Raw genomic sequence first — 20585 nt, forward strand, 5'->3', positions numbered from 1 at the left:
ACATTCAGGCGCTGGTCGTATTGCGACTATGCCGCCTTGCGCCAGCTCTATGATGAACATCCCGTGTACGAGCGTTTCGCGCAAATACCATCTACTCAGCACCGATGTACGCTTAGTCGAATACCTGTTACTCTCCCTTCGAGAAGCACTGCTGAGCAGCGGTAGGACCAAGATCCTAGCGCGCATTCCTTAGCACCTGGTAGACCAATTATCTGGGGGCACGCCCGTCTCGCCGAATCGTATTTGGGAGCAAGTGGCACGCGAACATTAAGGTGATTAGATTAGGTAACAGACTATATTACCAGTCGGATCTCGCAAGAATTAGGTAACTCATCGTGTTGATATTATGTCGGTCTAAAATCTTAGCCGAATCTTGAGATAGAACCAGAATGACTTTGGCGCCATACATGCCAGCGACCTTGTATTTCGGCTTGTATAGGCGTGAGTTGCGCAATAGTTTTCTTTTTCTCAAATAGTAACTTAAACCAACCCATACTATATTTAACCTGTGCAAATAACTGATAAACAGTCAAATAATTCGTCAATACATTGATAAAGCCTCTATCTGTACGCTTATTTTGCTCTATTCTTGGATCTAGCAGGTCATGCTTCGTAAAACGAAATAATTCATTAAAATTCTCTCCGTCCGAGTCAGAATGATATTCTGCAGCTAGTCCCAGAATTACAGTCTCTTGACCGACTACTGTGAGCGTAGGCATGGGGCCCTGTGGATCAGTCATCCTATAAAAGCTCTCTACCCACAGCAAAGCTTTATTGAGAGCTTCATTAGGGAAATCATCGTATAACGTTAAACTGCCTCTGTTTAGCTGAGACTGGTTTTTGTTGGCAAGACTACTGTTAAAAAGCTTACCAACTGGAAAAGTTGAGATACCGAGGAGCTTATAAGCCATCATCCGATGGTTACCGCCTGTGATCTGCATTATCTTGCTGTTCACATAATAGCTTATGTTCATTTCGCCTATATATAAATCGGCTCCACTTGCTAAGGTTAATACAGCTCGTGCCGTTGAAGAAGGTGTTCGGGCTCCTCCTTTGTACAATTTGCGTTCTGGATCAGTGTACCATTCTCCATAGACAGAACCATTAAAATTCATTCGTTTAAAATCGATGGGCAGAGTTAGTTCTTCAGAGAATTCTCCCTTTATCTCTAGCGCCTTCGCTATTATCCATTCCACATAGTTTTCAGCTACATCTTTCTCCAAGATGCGGCTACCGGTATACACATCTTCCTGTATCGTTTGACTTTCTGCTAACCGACTCAGGAAAGTATTATAAACGATTTCTCCTTCCTGCTTTACGCATACGGGGTCAAGCGCAAATTCTTTGAGTACTGAAGCGGCAATACGCCAAGCTTCTTTTTGTCCTGGGGATAATAGATCATCTGCATTCATAGGTGAAGGAATAAGGTAATAGGACAATAATACCATCACTACCTGAATAGTTTCGTTGGGTTCTTCTTTCGTTTTGCAGCAGCCACTACTATTTTCACAGAAGAATTAGGTTAGTTTAATGCAGTATATGCATCGTTAATATTTTCTAGTACACCTATTTAATACAAAGCATAAGTACTAAAAACAGGAGGAACGTGCTAAGGCCCAGCGTTCTTAGCTTGTAACTTTTGGATCGGAGCGAGGCATCTGGGCCCAGAGCAACCGAGAGTGCTCCGCACCCGTGGCCCGTGCGCCGTAAATACCCCTCCCGTGTTTTTCTTAGCTTTTGTTATCGTTGCCGCGTGGCCGAAACCAGGACCTTTGGGTATTCTGTTTTACCGCTCTTCCCCACGGCCCCATGAAGAACTTACTCAAGCTCGAAGAACTCGCTCAACTGCTGCTCGCCCTCGTCATCTTTGCCCAACTGCCCTACGCCTGGTGGATGCTACCCGCCACCTTTTTGTTGCCCGACCTGAGCATGCTGGGCTACGTGGCTGGGCCGCGGGTGGGCGCCCTGTGCTACAACGTAGCGCACCACAAAGCTCTCGCCGTGGCCGTGGGTGTGACCGGCTGGTGGCTGGGGCTACCCGTGTTGCTGCTGGCCGGCACGGTGCTGCTGTTCCATAGCACCTTGGACCGCGTGCTAGGCTACGGGCTCAAGTATACCACCAGCTTCCAGGATACCCATCTGGGTCGGGTAGGGGACCGTGTGCCTGCTGAGTCCGTAGCTCACCAGGCAGTGCTAGCCAGCACTGCCGCACAAGGCTGAGCGAGCCCACAGTGTAAGCGGGTACAACCGGCCAACGAGGTACTGTTTTCTACCTGTGCGTTTGTACAATGATACAAACTCGATCCTAGCATTCCTTAGCCTGCCATCTTGACGGCTGTATCACTTCTTAAGAAGACGTTTGTGAAATGATACAAGCTCGACTGTATACGATTTCAGCCTACGTTGCAGGCGGGTGTATCATTTCTTGAGAGGGCGTTTAAGTAATGATACAAGCTCGACGCTAGTGCTTTTCAAGCTGAATTCTCGGCTAGTGGATCGTTTCTTCAGCTGCGTTTAAGTACTATCCCCTTATTCGTGCCTATGACTGCTCCTGTAACCTCCTTGCCGCTCGTTATCGTGGCCAGCGCCCGGCGCGAGGGCGATACGGCACGCCTCGTGGAGCAGGTACTCCACGAGGTACCACATCACCTGCTGCACCTGCTGGACTGGCTGGTACTGCCCTACCGCTACGAGCAGGACTACCCCGTCGCCGACCACTTCCTGCCCTTGGTTGAGCAGATACTTCAGCATCCGGCTCTAATCTTGGCCACCCCCGTGTACTGGTACAGCATGAGTGGCCCCCTGAAAGGGTTGCTCGACCGCTTCACGGACCTGATCACGACGCACAAGCAGTTGGGGCGGCAGTTGGCGGGCAAGCCCTTGTTCGTACTGGCCAGTGGTTCAGACCCCGACCTACCGGAGGGCTTCGACGTGCCCTTTCGCCGCACCGCCGCTTACTTCAACATGCCTTTAGTCGCCCGTCTGTACAGCTCTACCAAGCGCCCCTTCCTGCCCGAGGAAGCCCACCAGTTTATCCAACAGCTTCTACAGAGCCAGCAGAGCGGTTGAATAGTCGCAGCCGCCACCAACTGCTAACGACGCTTCACAGGGCCGAAAAAGGCCATTTGTTATGAACTGATACAAAGAGCGAAAAGGAGTGTTCCTGACGCCGGCTGTTGCGCGGCGAACCAGCGTCAGTCTAATATGGTCTGCGTAGGAAAAGTAGACCGTGGGGAAGAGGGATAGGCTTGTTGGACATTATACAATGACCGTTTACAAAATGTCCAAGCCGTAAGCCAAGTGCGAAAGAGCGCTGAAAAAGCCAATCGGCTTACTTGGTATAACGGCTAACTAGAACTAAGTAGCTAAGGACGACGGCGTAGAGGACGGGAATACTGCACGCGAGCACGACCAGCGGCTACATGTGTGTGAGCTGCGTGAGACTGTAGCCTACCAGCAGACATAGAAGTCCCAGCCCCACCAGGTAACTAGCCGCCATGCGAGCTACCTTACGTTGGTTGGCATGTGGCACCTCTTTCGCGTTCGCGAGCAGGTGCACCCAGTAGAACCGTCCGATCACGATTCCAAGTAAGCGCAGGCCGAGGCTGCTACCGTAGAAGATCCAGCTCATAGGGAAGCACTTTTAGAACCTACTTGCGCTGATCTCAAGGTACACAAAACTAGGCTCAAGTCGTGGGTAGGACCAACTACTCATAACGTTTCAACAGGGACGTTTAGAAAATGACTATAGCCGTGCTTTGGCGGAACACTCTTTGTGATATAGTCACCTTATCTGTTACATTCCCTATTATCGTATGAGCACTGTTCGCCAAGACAAGTTTGGTCTCAGGATCGAAGCCCAGTAAGCTGCCGTGAGGTGTGCAGTTTGGCTCTCGATTTGGGAAGCGTACAGAAGTCTCTAAATTTTTACTGAAGTCTGAGATATAATTCAACCACTTTCGCCTTTACCACTTATGACTACTGACACACCGCCTACCTATGAGAAACGGGTTGTTGCCTTCATTGATATTCTTGGCTTTACAAACTATGTGAAAACCAAAAGCAATAGTGCAACTGGATTTGCTGCCATCTACGACGCCCTAAAAGAATTAGAAGAATACTTCAAAAGTATTGGCATTCATCATGATGCTAGCTCAAAAGAGTTCTTTCGGGACGATACCCAAGTTATTACAGTTTCTGATTGTATAGTCATTTCTCGTCGTATCGATGAGCGCGGAGGCATTTACCAAATGTTATGGGATTGTGATTTTGCAACTCACCTTCTAATTAAGCGCGGATTTTTGTGTCGCGGTGGTATTGCAGTAGGTGACTTATATCACAAAGACAACACTATCTTTGGCCCCGCATATCTTAATGCATACAATCTGGAGAGAACTGCTATTAATCCGGTTATCAAGTTCTACCAGGAATTGTTTGATGTAGCCGCCGCATATCCATTCCCAGGTAATGAAGAGTACGGTGCTGACGAGGCCCAAGACATCAAAGAGTATTGTAAGCCTGTAGAAGATGAACCTAATGCTTATTATCTTGACTACTTTACCAATTACGATAGCCGCTACGGCGGGGGCGAAGGCACTGCATCCATACATTACGAAGAGCTAAGAAAAACGCTGGTTGCCGGCCTTTCTGAAAATAAGGCTCGCGACAGTAAGGAAAAGATAAAGGTCTTCGACAAATACGCTTGGGCTGCTAGGCGTTACAACTTAACTGCCCACAACTTTGAGCTAGCCTTAGTCGAGATTCCACCCCCTATTGAGCAATAAGCAAGCACAGTTCACCACGAACCCGGTCCTTGACTGGGCTTTTTTATTCCCCTCATAAACCAACATTCTTCGGGGTGGTCTAGCTGAAACGGACAGTGAGAAGTCTTAACTTCCCCGTCCATGATTGATAAATCGACTGCTGACAGCTCCGCCGCTACTTATATGAAGTATACGCCAGCTTTTAAGGCCTATTTTGTGCGCCAGGTCGCCGCCGGTGCCCGCCAAAGCGACGTAGCCTGTGCCCAAGGCATCTTGCTCGGTCGCTGGCAACGCCAAGCGCTGAAATTAAGTTGCACCGAGTAGTGCTGAGCAACTGACTGCGGGCCAGCGGCCAGCAGGAGTTGAGCACTCGCCCCCAACGCCCATGCACTACCCATGTCGACCCGGCCGTCTTGGTGGCTGAAAACCTGCTGCTCGGCTACCCAGTTCCAACGCGCCCCAACTAGGTGTGATGTGAGTGGGTGATATTACCTAGCTGCCGCTAGTGGGTGGCCGCTGGTGCTACCATCCCACGACGTGGCTTGATGCCTGGGCACGCCGCGACGTGGGATAGCACCTGGCCCCACCGAATTGGTAGTGACGGCGCTGAAATAGGCTCTCACCCTACGTCAGCCCGCGCCGGGCCTTGTTATTCACGTCGACCGAGGCAGCCAGTATACCAGCCAAGCGTGTCGGTAGCGTATTGCCGACGCGTAAGCCCAGGCTAGCTATGCGCGATCGCGTAATACCTAAGACAATGCGCAGGCGGATGCGGGATGGATTACCTTGAAAACCGAGCTATTGCCCCACGGCGGCGCGTTTGCCAGCTTGGAAGAAGCCCAGCTGGAAGTGGCGTCTTACCTCGACACCTACTTCAACCTCGACCGCCGCCACTCCGCCTTGGACTATCGCCCCCGCACCAATTTGAAACCGACCTGTTCCATCACCTACCTTACCTCCGTATCCGTTTCTGCTAGACCAACCCAAGCTGCTGCATGCACAGGGGTATATGTTGCAGCAGGTTGCTCAAGAGTTGAATGAGGAGACTACCGCACTTGACAAGGGCAGTTGTTCTTCCCCATGTCCATGCAGCTATTACTCAAGAAACGTCAGAACGCCTCCTTAGGAAGTCGACAGATTAACTCTCAAGACCTACTTCATGGCTCAGCTTCAATTGTTATATAAGCTACAGAGATGTCTATTTTTGGTTCATAATACTGTCTGTCAAGCCCACATAATAATTCAGAGAAAGTCCATGCATGGTAACTCCCACCAGCTTCGTACTTTCGCAACTCCTGCCTCCTTTCCTAGCGGTTTAGTAATTCTTGCTGCCCGAGCCGCATGAAGCCTTTTTCTGCCAGTTCCGGCCAGGAAGAGGCTTTGTCTGTTATTTGGTGTCCAGTTGTTTATGACTTTATCTATCCTCAACCGTCTCCAGCCTAATACCATCCTGGGTGGCGACCTCTTTCCTGAGCAAGTCCATATCATCATGACGCAGCCAATGGGCGAGTCAGTGCGCATCATTGGTCGTGGGGATAGCAACCAGCTTCACGACCGGGTGCTATCTGCTGCCCAGCTAGACCAGCTCGTTTTTGTGGAGCAGGGCTCCTACGATGGCAACGCTCAGAAATTCCGCTTGGCCATTGAGGCCCACCGCTTAGGCTTGGCCTACGAGTACGACCCGTATTTCTCGCTCTCCATTGCTCGGGTCGACCCATTGCCTCACCAGTTGGAGGCTGTGTACGAGTACTTCCTCAAAATGCCTTGCATCCGGTTCATGCTGGCCGATGACCCCGGTGCCGGCAAAACCGTAATGGCGGGCTTGCTCATCAAAGAGTTAAAGGCCCGTGGCCTTGCCAAGCGTATCCTCATCGTTACCCCCGCCAACCTTACCTTTCAATGGCAACGGGAAATGAAGGACAAGTTTCGCGAAAACTTTGATGTTGTGCGTGGTGACGTGCTGCGTGCCAACTACGGTTCCAACCCCTGGCAAGAGAAAAATCAGGTGGTGACCTCTGTTTCTTGGGTAGCCTTACAGGAAGATGCCAACAAAAGCCTACTACGTGCCACTTGGGACCTCATCATCGTAGATGAGGCCCACAAGATGAGCGCCCAAAGTGAAGACAACAAAACCTACGCCTACCAGCTAGGGGAGGCCCTGTCCAAGCGCACCGACCACATGCTGTTGATGACGGCTACGCCCCACAAAGGCGATAAAAAGCAGTTTCAGCTATTCCTTAAGCTGCTCGACCAGGATGTGTACGCCGACGTCGCTAGCCTTGACGAAGCCATCCGTCAGAATGAAGCTCCATTCTACCTCCGCCGGGTAAAAGAGGCACTGGTCACCTTCCCCGACCCCGAAACCGGTCAGGTTAAATCACTATTTACCAAACGTGAAGTAAAAACTATCGGATTTCAAATAGACGGTGCCGAGTGGGACTTCTACCAAGGTCTTACCCGGTACGTGGAAGAACAGTCCAGCTTGGCCGCAGCCGATGACAACCATGCCCGTGGCCGGGCTGTGGGCTTCACCATGGCCATGCTCCAGCGCCGTTTTGCCAGCAGCCTCTACGCCGTGCGCCGCAGCCTGGAACGGATGCGCGAGCGGCGCGAGGAAATCTTAAAAGACCCCGAAGCCTACCGCCGCCGCCAGATTCTAAACCGTACTCCTGACAATTTCGACGAGCTGCCCGACGAAGAGCAGGAGACGTTGTTGGAAATGCTCGAAGCCGCCGTGCTGGCGCAAGACCCCGCCGTCCTCCGCCAAGACATTGCCGCCCTTACCCGACTGAGTAAGCAGGCCCGCCAGCTCGAAGAGCAGGAGATTGGCAACAAGCTGGTGCGGCTCAAAGAGCTGCTTACCCAGCAGAATATCTTCAACGACCCGAAGATGAAGCTCCTCATCTTCACCGAGCACAAAGACACTCTCGATTACCTTGTCGGAGATGGAGAGGACGGCCGCCCATTGGGCAAGCTAATAAGCTGGGGCCTCAATACGACTCAGATTCACGGGGGGATGAAGGTGGGAGACCGCAACACGCCCGGCACCCGCATTCACGCTGAGCGGGCCTTCAAAGAAGAAGCTCAGGTGCTGGTTGCCACTGAGGCTGCTGGTGAAGGAATCAACCTACAATTCTGCTGGCTGATGGTCAACTTCGATATCCCCTGGAACCCCATTCGTCTCGAACAGCGCATGGGTCGTATCCACCGCTACGGCCAGGAGAAGGACTGCCTCATCTTCAACTTCGTGGCTACCAACACCCGCGAAGGCCGCGTGATGACTAAACTGTTTGAGCGTCTCTCACAGATTGAGAACGACCTCGACCCTAATCACACTGGTAAGGTGTTCAACGTGCTAGGTGATATTTTCCCTTCCAACCTGCTCGAAAAAATGCTGCGCGAGATGTACGTGCGCAACTACGAGACGGAGGACCCTATCCTGGCTCGCATCGTGGATGTGACCGACACGGCCCGCTTCCGGGAAATCACCAATTCTACTCTTGAAGGTCTGGCCAAAAAGGAGTTAAACCTTTCAGCCATTCTGGGTAAATCTGCCGAAGCCAAGGAGCGGCGCTTGGTACCCGAGGTCATTCAAGATTTCTTTTTGCAGGCTGCTCCGTTGCAGGCTATCACCGTGAAGGAAGCCCGCGGCACCGCCGGCATATTTAGCCTGGGCCGGATACCCCGCCAGTTGTGGGCTCGTGGCGAGCAAAACGAAGGCCGCTTCGGAGTGCTGGGTCATGAGTACGGCACCGTAGCTTTTGCCAAAGAGGTAGTTGCTAAAGATGCTACCCTCGACTGGCTCACGCCTGGCCACCCGCTGTTCGAAGTAGTGCGCGAAGAAACCGTCGAGCAGTTCCAGGCTGACTTGCGGCGTGGCGCGGTTTTCTACAATCTACAAGCTACCGAGCCCCAAAAGCTCGATGTGTTTGCTGCCTCTATCATTGATGGTCGTGGCCACGTGCTGCACAAGCGCTTGTTTGTGCTAGCCACCAGCCCCAGTACCTCTACTATCACCCTCAAGCAGCCCACTATTTTCCTCGACATTGTGCCCGCGCCGGCCGAGGCCGCCGCTATGGTGCCCGCCACTCACAACCTGCCTAGCCGCGCTGCTCTCGAACAGCATCTGGTGCAGGATGCGCTGAGCGTGTTCTTGGCTGAAGTGCAGGCTGACCGCCAGCGCGAGGTAAGCGTAGTAGAGCGCCACTTAGAGCTTAGCTTAAACGAGCTGATTCACAAGCAAAACCTCCGTCTCATCGAATACCAGCAGCAGGAGGAACGCGATGGTAGTCTGCCCAACCACCTGGCCGGCCTTAAAACCCAAACGCTGAACCGTATCCAGGAGCTGCAAAACCGCCTCGACCAGCGCCGCCGCGAGCTAGCCCGCGAACGCCATTGTACCGTGGCGTCGCCCCAGCACCTGGGCACCGCCTGGGTGCTGCCGCATCCCGACCGCCACCAGCCCGAGATGCAGCGCATGGTAAGTAACGCCGATATCGAGCAGCGCGCCGTGGCCTATGTCATCGCTCACGAAAATGCCCTAGGCTACGAGGTGGAAAGCGTTGAAAGCGACAACCGGGGCTTCGACCTTATCAGCCGCCGCCCGCACCCATCCGACCCCGCCTCTGCGCTCGATGTCAAATTTATCGAAGTGAAAGGCCGGGCTGGGGTAGGGGAGATTGCGCTCTCATCCAACGAGTACCGCACCGCCCAGCGTCTCAAGCAGGACTACTACCTCTACGTGGTCTACGACTGCGCTACCCCCACTCCCCAGCTGCATATTCACCGCGACCCCGCGCACCTGCCCTGGCAGGCCGTGTCGCGGGTCGAGCAATATTTCATAAAGTCCAAGGACATTATCAATGCCGAATAACGTCTACTCCGTTGCGCAGATTTTCAACGAACGGCTGTTCGTCATTCCCGACTACCAGCGTGGCTATGCCTGGCGCGAAAAGCAGTGCGAGGAGTTAATGGAAGATATTGAGTTGCTGCCGTCTGGTAAAGAGCACTACACCGGCACGCTGGTGCTCCACCCGCAGCCAACCGAACCTGCCGCCGCCCGCGACGGCAAGACTTATCATTACTTCCACGTGGTAGATGGTCAGCAGCGGCTTACTACGCTTACTATTCTATTGCGGGTGCTGCGCCAAGCTATTCTCGATAATGGCGACGAAGAGCTAGCGATGGGCATTGCGGGGTCTTTCCTTTCTGCTAAGCGTAAGTCCACCACCGCTGAGCCGCTCTACAAGCTCACACTCAACCAAGACTGCCGCGACTTCTTTGTTGCGAACATCTTAAACCAACAGCCCGACCTGTTAGGCGAACGAATTTCCTCGCATACACGCTTGGCGCGGGCGCGAGCCTATTTCGAAAAGTATTTTACCACGCAGCAAACGCAGCTCAATGCCGACGAGTACACGGCTTGGCTAGAAGAAATACACGATAAAGTCACTCAGAAGCTGAAAGTGTCGCTTTACGAAGTGGACACAGCCGCCGATGTAGGAGTCATTTTCGAAGTAATGAATAACCGGGGCAAGTCGCTCTCGGAATTGGAAAAGGTAAAAAACTACCTGCTTTACCTCACCTCCAAGCTTGAAGTATCGCCGGAGGCCGCCAAAGGTCTGACCGACCGCATCAACGAGGCTTGGCGTGTCATCTTCGAAACCCTGATGGCGGCCCGTCTCGGTGGCGAGCGCGAAGACCAGCTGCTACGGGCGCACTGGTTCATGGCTTGCGACCCCAGCAAAAAGGATTGGAATGGCAGCAACTCGATAAAAAGCCGGTACAGCCTTAAAAAGTATCCCGCTGACCATTCCGGCCTCTATGCCGACGTTGAGCAGTACGTCGAGTCACTGCAAAATAGCGCCTTGGCCTTTGCTGACATCGAAGCCCCTAGCCGCACCGATGCGTTCAATAATATCACGGATGTCGCCCTGCGGCAGCGCATCCGGCAGTGGAGTATTCGCTTGCGCCGGCTCGGCACCACAGCATCATTCTGGCCCTTGCTGCTAGCCTGCCGCTTGCGCTACCACCGTGGCTCCGAAGCAGCCAACTATGCTGCGTTGGCCGAAGTCTGCGAAAAGTACGCTTTTCGGGTGTACAGCGGTATGGTTAAGCGCCGGGCTGATACTGGCCAGGCTGCGCTGTTTCGCTTGGCTCATCGCTTGTACACAAAGCAGGCTAGCTTTGAGAGCGTAGAATACTCGGTGAAAGAGAGTCTAGCCTATTACTCCAACAATACCGCTTTTCGCGCTTCGCTAGCGCTCGACGAAGACGAAACGGAATACAGCTACTGGTGGTCGGCACTACGCTACTTTCTCTACGAATATGAAGAGCACCTACTAGCAAAAGCTGGAAACCCAATGGTAGTGCCGTGGGAGGATTTTAGCAACCGCGACCTGAGCGAAACCATTGAGCACATTTTGCCCCAAACGCCGACCAATAAGTATTGGACGTCGCGCTTCACGCCCCGCCAGCGCAAGCGCTATATCCATAATTTGGGCAACCTCTGCCTCACCTTCAACAACTCTGCCTACTCCAATCACGGCTTTGACGTGAAAAAAGACCCCTGTAGCGAGCCGCATAAGTGCTACGCTCATTCGGTGCTGGCCCAGGAACGCGAGCTAGCTAAGCAACCCGAATGGACGCCGGCCACCATTGATGCTCGCCGCGCCCGCCTGGTCGAGTGGGCTCTTACCCGGTGGGCCGTGCCAGGCCTGCCCGAAGAGGTGGCTGAGGAAGTACTGGAAGAAGAAGCCGACAATTAACGATTTAGTACTTACCACAACTACCTGTACTCAATACCATCTGGCTCCCCTCACTTTTGGAGAGGGGCCGGGGTGAGGTTCCCCGACTGTACGAAACCAAATTATGCATCCCTATCCTAAGCGCCTTATTGAGGTTGACCTTCCCATTAAGCGCATATCTGCCCACAGTAGCCGCGAGAAAAAAGGTAATCGCCACGGCCATATTTCCACGCTCCACACTTGGTGGGCCCGCCGCCCCCTAGCAGCCTGCCGTGCAGTGCTCTGCGCTACCCTATGGCCGGACCCCGCCGATGCTTCCTGCCCTCCAGCATTCGTAGCAGCTGCCACCACGGCTTTGCAAGCCTGGACCCAATCTGACCTCATCGGTCTGCGCTCAGCCGAGAGCCAGACCCTGCTGGTGCAAGCCCATAACAAGCCCGCTACCTTCGATAACAAGCTTTGCCTACGTACCGGCCTGCTCGATTTTATCGCCGACTTCGCATCCTGGGATAACTCCACGCAGACCAATTACCTGTACACGGCCCAAACGCTTACCCAGGCAGCCCATGAGGCCCTAGGTGGCGTACCCGGCACCCGTCCGCTTGTCGTAGACCCCTTTGCCGGTGGCGGGTCCATTCCACTCGAAGCCTTGCGGGTAGGGGCTGATGCTTTTGCCTCCGACCTCAACCCAATTCCGGTGCTGCTCAATAAGGTGCAGCTCGAATATATTCCTAAGTACGGCCGCCGCTTGGCCGAAGAAGTGCGCAAGTGGGGAGCATGGATGAAAGCTGAGGCTGACCTTGAGTTAAGCAAGTATTATCCCTCTATTTCTGAGCCTACTGCATCCCTCTATGCACCTCAAATTCCAGAAATCATTGAACGTGCTGGACGAAAATGGCATTTGCACCGCGTTGTAGGAGAAATGCCAATCGCTTATTTATGGGCTCGTACTATCGTATGCGAAGGACCTGCTTGCGGAGCTACAGTACCATTGATGCGTAGCACTTATTTAGCTAAGAAAAAGAAGGTCAAAGTCGGATTATTAATAACAGCAGACCGTTTGAAAAAAACGGTTCAAATGGACTTAACAGATAATATTCTTGAAGCTGATACCGGTGGTACCGTGCTTAAAGGGAATGTTCGTTGTCCTTGCTGTAGCCACGTAACACCCGTTGCTGCCGTACGCCGCCAATTAAAAGCGCGGAGTGGTGGCGCTAATGATGCGCGTTTATTAGCAGTTGTAACAACTTTACATACTGAACGGGTAAGTGCTGGTAAGACAGAGCTTTATAAAGAATCTGGTCGTTACTATAGGATGCCACAAGGTTCAGATTTTGAGGCTATTAAGTTGTCCGAACAAAATCTAGATGCTCTTAAGAAGCAACACGATGGGCCTTTTAGTTTACTACCTAATGAATCGCTTCCAGTAAACCCTGGGGCGAAGGATACCACATTAGGGATGCGGGTACAGGGATATGGAATGGATACTTGGGATAAGCTTTTCACTTATCGCCAGTTGAATGCCATCACGACGTTAATTAATCAACTAGGCGCGTTGCCTTTATCTGAGGAAACGGATGCTGGTCTTGCTCAAGCTATAAAAACTTGCATAGGCCTTGCCGTTAACAGGCAAGTTGATGCTTCTTCATCTTTATGTCGGTGGCATAACACAGGTGAAAAAAACACTGCCACCTTTGGTCGTCAAGCACTTCCCATTGTTTGGGACTTTTGTGAGGTCGCAATCACCTCTAATTCATCGGGTGGATTCTTAGGCGCAATTGATTGGGTGGCTGATGTATTAGAGAAAAATACTATTAAAATAACTGGTGTTGGAAGCTCTTTGCAGGCGTCGGCTGCTGCTCATTTATTGCCAACTGATAGCGTACAGTATTTTTTCAGCGACCCCCCATACTACGACGCGGTTCCTTACGCCGACTTGTCTGATTATTTCTACGTATGGCTTCGGCGTAGCATCGGTGGTATACATCCTAGTATTTTCAAGGAATCCTTGACAAATAAGGTTGACGAGTGCATTAAGGACGAGCTAAAAGGCAAAACTAAAGCCTATTTCGAGGCTACCATGCAGCAGGCAATGACCGAAGGCCGCCGCATTGTTGAGCCTAGCGGTCTGGGCGTAATCGTATTTGCGCACAAATCCACGGCTGGTTGGGAAACTCAGCTCCAATCTATGATTACTGCTGGCTGGGTATTCACCGGCTCCTGGCCCATCGACACGGAGATGAGTACTCGCTTGCGCGCCAAAGACTCAGCTGCGCTGGCTTCTTCCATCCATCTTGTGTGCCGCCCCCGCGAAAACCCCGATGGCTCGCTCATTACCGACTCTGTGGGCGACTGGCGCGACGTGCTGCGCGAGCTACCCCGCCGCATCCACGAATGGATGCCCCGCCTTGCCCAAGAGGGGGTAGTTGGTGCTGACGCCATCTTTGCCTGCCTCGGCCCAGCGTTAGAAATCTTCAGCCAGTATGCCCGTGTCGAGAAGCCTAACGGCGATGTAGTAAAGCTGCGCGAATATCTCGAACAGGTGTGGGCCGCTGTCAGCCAGGAAGCGCTCAACCAACTCTTCGCCGGCACCGATGCCCGCGGCTTCGAGGAAGATGCCCGCCTCACCGCCATGTGGCTCTGGACGCTCTCGGCCGCCGCGCCCGCCGCCAGCTCCGAGGACGACGAGGAAGTTGACGACGAAGAAGACGAAGATGCCCGCCCCGCTGCCAAGAAGAAACTTGCTGGTTTCGTGCTCGATTACGATACCGCCCGTAAAATTTCCCAGGGCCTCGGGGCTAGCCTCGCCGACCTCACTGGCCTTGTGCAGGTGAAAGGCAACCAGGCCCGCTTGTTGCCCGTGTCTGAGCGCACTGCCACCCTCTTCGGCCAGGACAGCCTCCGGACCCCCGAGCCGGTCCGCCGCAAGAAGGTTTCGCAGCTTGCCCTGACCTTTGAAGAGCCATCTAACGGTACTGACCTGGCCGAAGAATCCGCGTCCGCCTACGAACTGCCCGAGCTGAAAATCACCAACGTCGGCCGCACCGTGCTCGACCGGCTCCACCAGGCCATGTTGCTCTTCCAAAGTGGCCGCACCGAAGCCCTAAAACGCTTCTTAGTCGAAGACGGTGCCGGTCAGGATGAGCGGTTCTGGAAGCTGGCCCAGGCCCTCAATGCGCTCTACCCCAAAGACAGCCCCGAGCGCCGCTGGGTAGAAGCCGTTCAGACCTACAAGAAAAGCCTCGGCCTCTAATTTTAACGTCCATTTATTCGGTATCGCCTCTCATCTCTTATTTTCCGGTTCCCTTCTCTTTATTAGGAAGGGAGCTGGAGAGTAAGGCACTCGTCTAGAGGTTTCCAATTACAAGTTATGCCCCTCAAATCCTGGCATCAGGTCATCGACCCCCGCGACGACCTCAAAGAAGGCAAGCCACTCGATACCTCCGAATTCGCCGTCAACCTCGACCACGTGCGCCGCGGTACCGCACCCGATGACTACGTCGATGCCGAGCGGTTTTTCCAGCGCACCTACCTCACCGAAAATCTGCTTGACATGGCCGCCCAAACTGTGCGGCGGCTCAGCGGTATCACCACCGAAACCACACCGGTTTTCAACCTGGCTACGCAGTTTGGTGGTGGCAAAACGCACTCACTCACCCTGCTCTGGCACCTAGCCAAGCTCGGTACGCGGGCGCTGCATTATCAGGATGTCGACCGCATCACGCGCCGCGCCGGCGTGTCTGAGATTCCTACGGCTATCCCTGCCGTATTTGTTGGTACCGAGTTTAGCTCCGTCTCTGGGCGTGGAGAGCCTGGCGAGCCCATACGTCGTACTCCCTGGGGCGAAATGGCCTTCCAGCTCCACGGGGCCGAAGGCTTCGAGTTGGTGCGGGCCCACGACGATGCAATGGTGCCCCCAGCCGGCGACGACCTCAACAAGTTGTTTCGGCCCGACCAGCCCTACCTGTTGCTGTTCGATGAATTGCTCAACTACGTCAGCAACCATCGGCACTACCACGACATGGGTGCGCAGCTTTACAACTTCATGCAGACGCTCACCGAGTTTGTGCGAAGCCGCAAGAACATCGTTTTAGCCGTTTGTATCCCAGCCTCCGAGCTGGAAATGAATCCCCAGGACCAGGCCGACTACGAGCGCTTCAAGAAAATGCTCGACCGTCTAGGCAAACCCATGTTCATGTCGGCCGGACGCGAAACCACTGAAATAATTCGCCGTCGTCTCTTTAACTGGACTGGCCTGCCTGCCGAGGCCAAGCCCATTATCACGCAATACGTTGACTGGGTGCGCGAGCATCGTAGCCAGCTACCCGGCACCTTCAACGTCGATGCCGCCCGCGAGCAGTTCGAAGCCAGCTACCCCTTCCATCCCCAGGTCCTGTCCTTGTTTGAGCGTAAGTGGCAGTCACTACCCCGCTTCCAGCAAACCCGTGGTATCCTGCGTTTACTCGCCTTGTGGGTAGCCCGTGCCTATCAGGATGGCTACAAAGGAAGCGCTAAAGAGCCCCTTATTACCCTCGGCACGGCCCCCCTCGAAGATTCTGGCTTCCGCGCTGCCGTATTCGAGCAGTTAGGCGAAAACCGGTTAGAAGCTGCCGTGTCCACCGACATTGCCGGCAACAAAAATTCCCACGCCCGTCGGCTCGATGACGAAGCAATTGATGGTGTCAAGAAGGCTCGCCTGCACCGCAAGTGTGCTACCACCATATTCTTTGAGTCTAACGGAGGTATGGCCAACGGCCAGGCCACACTACCTGAAATCAAGTTCTCGCTCGGTGAGCCCGACCTTGACATCGGCTTAGTTGATGGCGTCATGCAGTCGCTACTCGATAGCTGCTACTACCTCACAGCCCATGGTAATAAGTTCAAATTTTCAACTCAGGAAAACCTAATCAAGCGCTTCACTGACCGCCGAGCTGGCATCGCGCCGCCCCGCGTGCAGGAGTTGGTTGATGCCGAAGTCCGCAAGGTATTCGAAAAAGGCCAGGGTTTTGAGCGTATTCTGTTCCCCGAAAAGAGCGGCCACGTGCCTGACCGTCCAGTGCTCACGCTGGTAGTCATGCACCCTAGCCGCCGCCTAGCTTACCCCGAAACCCGTGCCTTGCTCGACGACCTAGCCCGCCACAGTAGCCAAACTACCCGTGCCTACCGTAGCGCCTTGATTTTCGCTGTTGCTGATGACGATGCTCCCCTGCGCGAAGAAGCTCGCAACATTTTGGCCTGGGATGATATCGACGCCGATGCCGAAGAATTGCATTTCGAACCCGAGCAACGTCGCCAAATCAAAGCTAACGCTCTACGCGCCCACAAAGACCTGTCTGAAAAGGTCTGGAACGTTTACAATACCCTCTTCTATCTCGACAAAAAGAGCGAGTTACTGGAAGACAGCCTCGGCCGCATCCACAGTAGCCAAGCTGCTAGCCTGGCCGGCTATTATCTGACGTACTTATCCAGCAAGAGTGAGATTTCCGAGGAAGTAAGCCCCGGTTTCCTGACCCGCAACTGGCCCCCGGCCTTCACTGAGTGGAGTACCCGCAACGTGCGCGATGCGTTCTACGCTTCTCCCTTGTTCCCTAGGCTGCTCAAGGCAGACGCCCTGCGCGCCACCATTGCCTTAGGAGTCACCGGCGGTCAGCTAGCTTATGTTGGCCCCAAGAATGCCAGCGGTAAGTATGACCCGTTCTACTTCGACCATCCCCTTAGCGCTAGCGACATTGAAATCTCCGACGATGTCTTCATTCTGACTAAGGAAGAAGCTAAACGCCACATTGAGCCCCGGCAGCTCACCACGTTACGCATTGTTCCGTCGCAGCACAGCACCGAGCCATCTCTTACCTATACCTTCTTGGCCAACGGCTTCGACCAGCACGGCGATGCTTTCGCCTTGCCTGGTCCCGTCACCTGGTCCACCACCGCCGGCTTCATTGATGCCTTGGGTAAGCTCACAGTGGGAGAGGACGAAGGTACGTTTACCGTCACCGCCCAGTGCGCCGACCTGTCTGCCACCGCCACCGTCAGCGTCGCCCGCCGCGCAGCAACCAAAGCCGCCGAGTCTAACCCTGCTACTACCCGCACCCGCAAACTCGCATGGTCCGGCATTGTGCAGCCTAGCTCATGGATGCAGCTCTATATGAAGGTTCTGGCCCGCCACGGTGCCAATCCTAAATTGAAAATCAACGTCCGTTTCGAATTGGACGACGAAGCTTTAAGCGACCAGCAGCGTGAAGAAACCCGCACTGCGCTAAAAGAGCTAGGGCTTGGGGATTTAGAATAACCGCAGCTTTCATAGGAGCATAACAAGAGTTGAACCGAAAACAACGGCAAGTAAATTCGAGATATGATAGTATTTCAAAAACGTGCGTTTTAAGGTTCTTCAGCACAGTTTTTGAAATGGGACGTTTTAGCGGGCTATCTGCCCCCGGCCTGTTCGTCACCGATTAACCTAGCCAGAGTTTGTCTCATTTCCTGTTCTCACGAATCAATGACTCACTATCTTCTAGCTCGTTGACTTCTTGAGAATACTCCATGTGATTCTCGGCTACGCCCGCGTAAGCATCTCAGACCAACAATTGCGTTTGCAGACGGATGCCCTGCATACTTACGGCTGCACGGAGGTGATGCAGGGAAAGTTGCTTCTAGCAAAGAGCGTCCAGTACTATAGTGCCTTCTGGCGCAGCTACAACACGGCGACACGCTCGTGATTGGAAGCTGGACACTTGTTCGCCTCACTGGCAGAGTTTGCGCGCGACTTGATTCGCGAGCGAATCAAAGCCGTGGCTGACCGCAGTCCAGGCTCAATGAAGTCAAGCTTTTCGGAGTAAACTATGATTAAAGTGCAGGCAGCGAAGACGCTCTACCTGCAACAGGACAATAGCATGAACGAAATTGGGCAACTGCTGGGCATGGGCCTAGTGACCATATACTGCTGCTCTGCTTACCTGAGCATGTCACTGGCGAGCCCGCCACGCCTTCTCCCGCTTGGCGTAGGATTATGTCTACTCCCGTGTATTGATACAAGACGTTGATTACCAGCTGCAATTAGTTCTATGATCCTGCAATGATGAGATAGTGCAGAAGTGTATTTCAATGAATAGTACCTACAAAGATAAATCGCAGTGGTAGTTACAGCCTAACCTACATTATTTGAGTTCTTCGACCAATATTGTGAGGTGCTAAGTGACCATAGATTTGCATTTAACATCTTACACAACTATGGAACAGTCTTTAACTGGCTACAAAATTTCGAGCGACACTGCAGCAAGGGATTACTCTGCCTAGCCATTTACTATCTAAAATTGTTTATTAAAAGCCAATCCAAATCTTTGCTGATTTTTGAAGTTGGCATTACTAAAAGATTGCGTTGTATAATAAATCATTACAGGGCCAGCATCAATTCCAAAATAGAATTCTCGCATCCAGAAACCCTTTTTTGAAGAAGACCCTAAATTATTATAAAAATCAGATGATCCATGAACATTCTTTATAACAACTTTAGAGGCAAGAGCAATTGCTTGGTAACCGTCTCTTTTGTCATCAAATTTAATTAATGGTATTGAAAAGTCATTGTCTAATCCCCACATACTGAAATAAGTGGCATCATTGCCATCGACGTATGTTTTGGCAACTGGCAAGTCAAGAGAGAAATTTCCAATTAATTCGCTTGTGAATCGAGGAGCTATAGCTCTTCTTTGATTGCTAAAGATACTGACCAAAGGAGTTCTAATACTAAGCATGGCTTCTCCTCCACCAGAAACAATTTTGTTAAGAGTAGAATTTGATTTATTTGTACTATCAATTTTAACAACTTCTTTCCTTAATTGATCTTGATTAAAGTTACCTATTTTACTCGGATCTATTTCTTGTACCTTGGTTTTGGACAGAACAGTGCTTATATCCGTTCTAAATATGAAATAGTAAGCTGCCGCAACTTCTGTTTTAATTGAGCCATTACTACTAAAATAGTTTAAATTTAAGTTTTGAAAGAATTCTACCTTTTTTTCCGAATTGTAATACAAAGAAGATGTATAAGTGCTCATAGCCGGCAGTAATCTAATCTTTCTTCTTTTATTAGTTGCATGAATGAATTCTTGATTTATAGCATATTCTCTCTCGATCCTTTGTATTGACACAGCAAGTGTATCTTCAAGTTTTCTTATTATTGCTGGATCTACCGAACCTGGTAATTTTTCTCGTAATATCCGCAAACTATCTATACGTCTTTCAAAAGTTAATTCTAGTTTTCTTAGACTTTCTCTTGCCACCCTATTGCTTTGGCTAACTTTATGAATATCTGGTAAAATGTAATTTTTGACTTTTTCTAAACGTTCTGAAGGAGAAACTTGTTCAGATTGTATTTGTTGTTGTTGTTGTCTGTGTTGTTTTACAAATTCGTTGCCTTTTTGGCAAACACTAGTATGGGAATAAAACAAATATGGTATCAAGAACAATAGTACATTTTTAAGCATTTGTATTCGTGTGACAATAAAATTGTATTTGCGAAGCATATGTTTAATTTTTTGAAAGGAAACTCGTGATTTAATTATATTTTGAAATGAATTTATGCACTTTAGACATATGACTGTGCATGGAATGTTTTAACAAAAAAAGGTTATAGAAAGTGTGAGCAAATCAGTGGCAGTACTGAAATATGATGTTTTTACGCGGTCATATCTGGCTGTGACTAATAGTTCACTGTAGTTAGAGAGAGTGATCTACGAGGAGGGGACAATGATAAGTCTTAACTGCCCCTGCTTATATAAATAATCTATTGGTGGCCCAATCGTCACACAGAAATACATGCCGATGTTCAAAGCCAAGTGTCTGCCTGGGTAATGTGGTTCTCGGCAGATAAGCGTCACGCTTCAGCCTAAGAAGGCTTCCTGTTTACGGGCTAGCTCATAGAAGATTCTTCTTACTCATACCCAACTAAATCACCCCCTCATAGCTTGGTATCGTAACGGATATTTGTGATCTAACGGGGTGGCGGCTCCCACCTGATACTCCGCGGAACCATCGATTTTATGCCGTTCGAGGCTGTATAAGCGAGTTATAGATAGCCCAA

The 20585-nt window shown here is 51.8% G+C and carries 12 protein-coding genes; 9 read left to right on the plus strand and 3 right to left on the minus strand.

The window, feature by feature from the left end:
• Window positions 1-362: 362 nt before the first annotated feature.
• On the minus strand, window positions 363-1412 hold the full coding sequence (locus BXP70_RS25785; RefSeq protein WP_086597012.1) for a hypothetical protein: 1050 nt from the start codon (window positions 1410-1412) through the stop codon (window positions 363-365).
• 397 nt (window positions 1413-1809) lie between these two features.
• On the opposite strand from BXP70_RS25785, the gene BXP70_RS25790 reads away from it, so the two are divergent.
• A complete protein-coding gene (locus BXP70_RS25790) occupies window positions 1810-2220 on the plus strand; it encodes a DUF4260 domain-containing protein (protein ID WP_086597013.1) in 411 nt (136 codons plus the stop codon).
• Window positions 2221-2541: 321 nt separating this feature from the next.
• The gene (locus BXP70_RS25795; RefSeq protein ID WP_086597014.1) at window positions 2542-3069 is read left to right on the plus strand and encodes a flavodoxin family protein; all 528 of its coding nucleotides are present in this window, start codon (window positions 2542-2544) and stop codon (window positions 3067-3069) included.
• A gap of 349 nt (window positions 3070-3418) precedes the next feature.
• On the opposite strand, the gene BXP70_RS25800 is transcribed toward BXP70_RS25795, so the two are convergent.
• A complete protein-coding gene (locus tag BXP70_RS25800; protein ID WP_086597015.1) occupies window positions 3419-3631 on the minus strand; it encodes a hypothetical protein in 213 nt (70 codons plus the stop codon).
• Between the two features lie 343 nt (window positions 3632-3974).
• Here BXP70_RS25800 and BXP70_RS25805 point away from each other — a divergent pair, with 343 nt between their 5' ends.
• The 7 genes from BXP70_RS25805 to BXP70_RS25835 all read left to right on the plus strand — a co-directional run bounded on the left by BXP70_RS25805 (window position 3975) and on the right by BXP70_RS25835 (window position 17798).
• Complete coding sequence (locus BXP70_RS25805; protein ID WP_086597016.1) at window positions 3975-4784, plus strand: hypothetical protein; 810 nt, start codon at window positions 3975-3977, stop codon at window positions 4782-4784.
• Window positions 4785-4904: 120 nt separating this feature from the next.
• Window positions 4905-5087: a helix-turn-helix domain-containing protein gene (locus tag BXP70_RS25810; RefSeq protein WP_086597017.1), complete on the plus strand. Its 183-nt coding sequence runs from the start codon at window positions 4905-4907 to the stop codon at window positions 5085-5087.
• A gap of 462 nt (window positions 5088-5549) precedes the next feature.
• Window positions 5550-5804 carry an IS3 family transposase gene (locus BXP70_RS29690; RefSeq protein WP_179197843.1) on the plus strand — a complete coding sequence of 85 codons (255 nt, stop codon included), beginning with the start codon at window positions 5550-5552 and terminating at the stop codon, window positions 5802-5804.
• A 367-nt stretch (window positions 5805-6171) separates the two neighbouring features.
• Window positions 6172-9636, plus strand: coding sequence for a helicase-related protein (locus tag BXP70_RS25820; RefSeq protein WP_086597018.1), 3465 nt, complete (start codon window positions 6172-6174; stop codon window positions 9634-9636).
• The gene (locus BXP70_RS25825) at window positions 9626-11530 is read left to right on the plus strand and encodes a DUF262 domain-containing protein (protein ID WP_086597019.1); all 1905 of its coding nucleotides are present in this window, start codon (window positions 9626-9628) and stop codon (window positions 11528-11530) included. Before BXP70_RS25820 ends, BXP70_RS25825 begins: the two co-directional genes overlap by 11 nt.
• A 103-nt stretch (window positions 11531-11633) precedes the next feature.
• A complete protein-coding gene (locus tag BXP70_RS25830) occupies window positions 11634-14762 on the plus strand; it encodes a DUF1156 domain-containing protein (protein ID WP_086597020.1) in 3129 nt (1042 codons plus the stop codon).
• Window positions 14763-14879: 117 nt separating this feature from the next.
• A complete protein-coding gene (locus tag BXP70_RS25835) occupies window positions 14880-17798 on the plus strand; it encodes an ATP-binding protein (protein ID WP_086597021.1) in 2919 nt (972 codons plus the stop codon).
• A gap of 1015 nt (window positions 17799-18813) precedes the next feature.
• Here BXP70_RS25835 and BXP70_RS29700 read toward each other — a convergent pair.
• Window positions 18814-20028, minus strand: a complete 1215-nt coding sequence (locus BXP70_RS29700) for a hypothetical protein (protein WP_143436693.1) — start codon at window positions 20026-20028, stop codon at window positions 18814-18816.
• Window positions 20029-20585 lie beyond the last annotated feature (557 nt).

It is taken from the genome of Hymenobacter crusticola (assembly GCF_002154225.1).
In the GTDB taxonomy this organism is placed as follows: Bacteria; Bacteroidota; Bacteroidia; order Cytophagales; family Hymenobacteraceae; genus Hymenobacter; species Hymenobacter crusticola.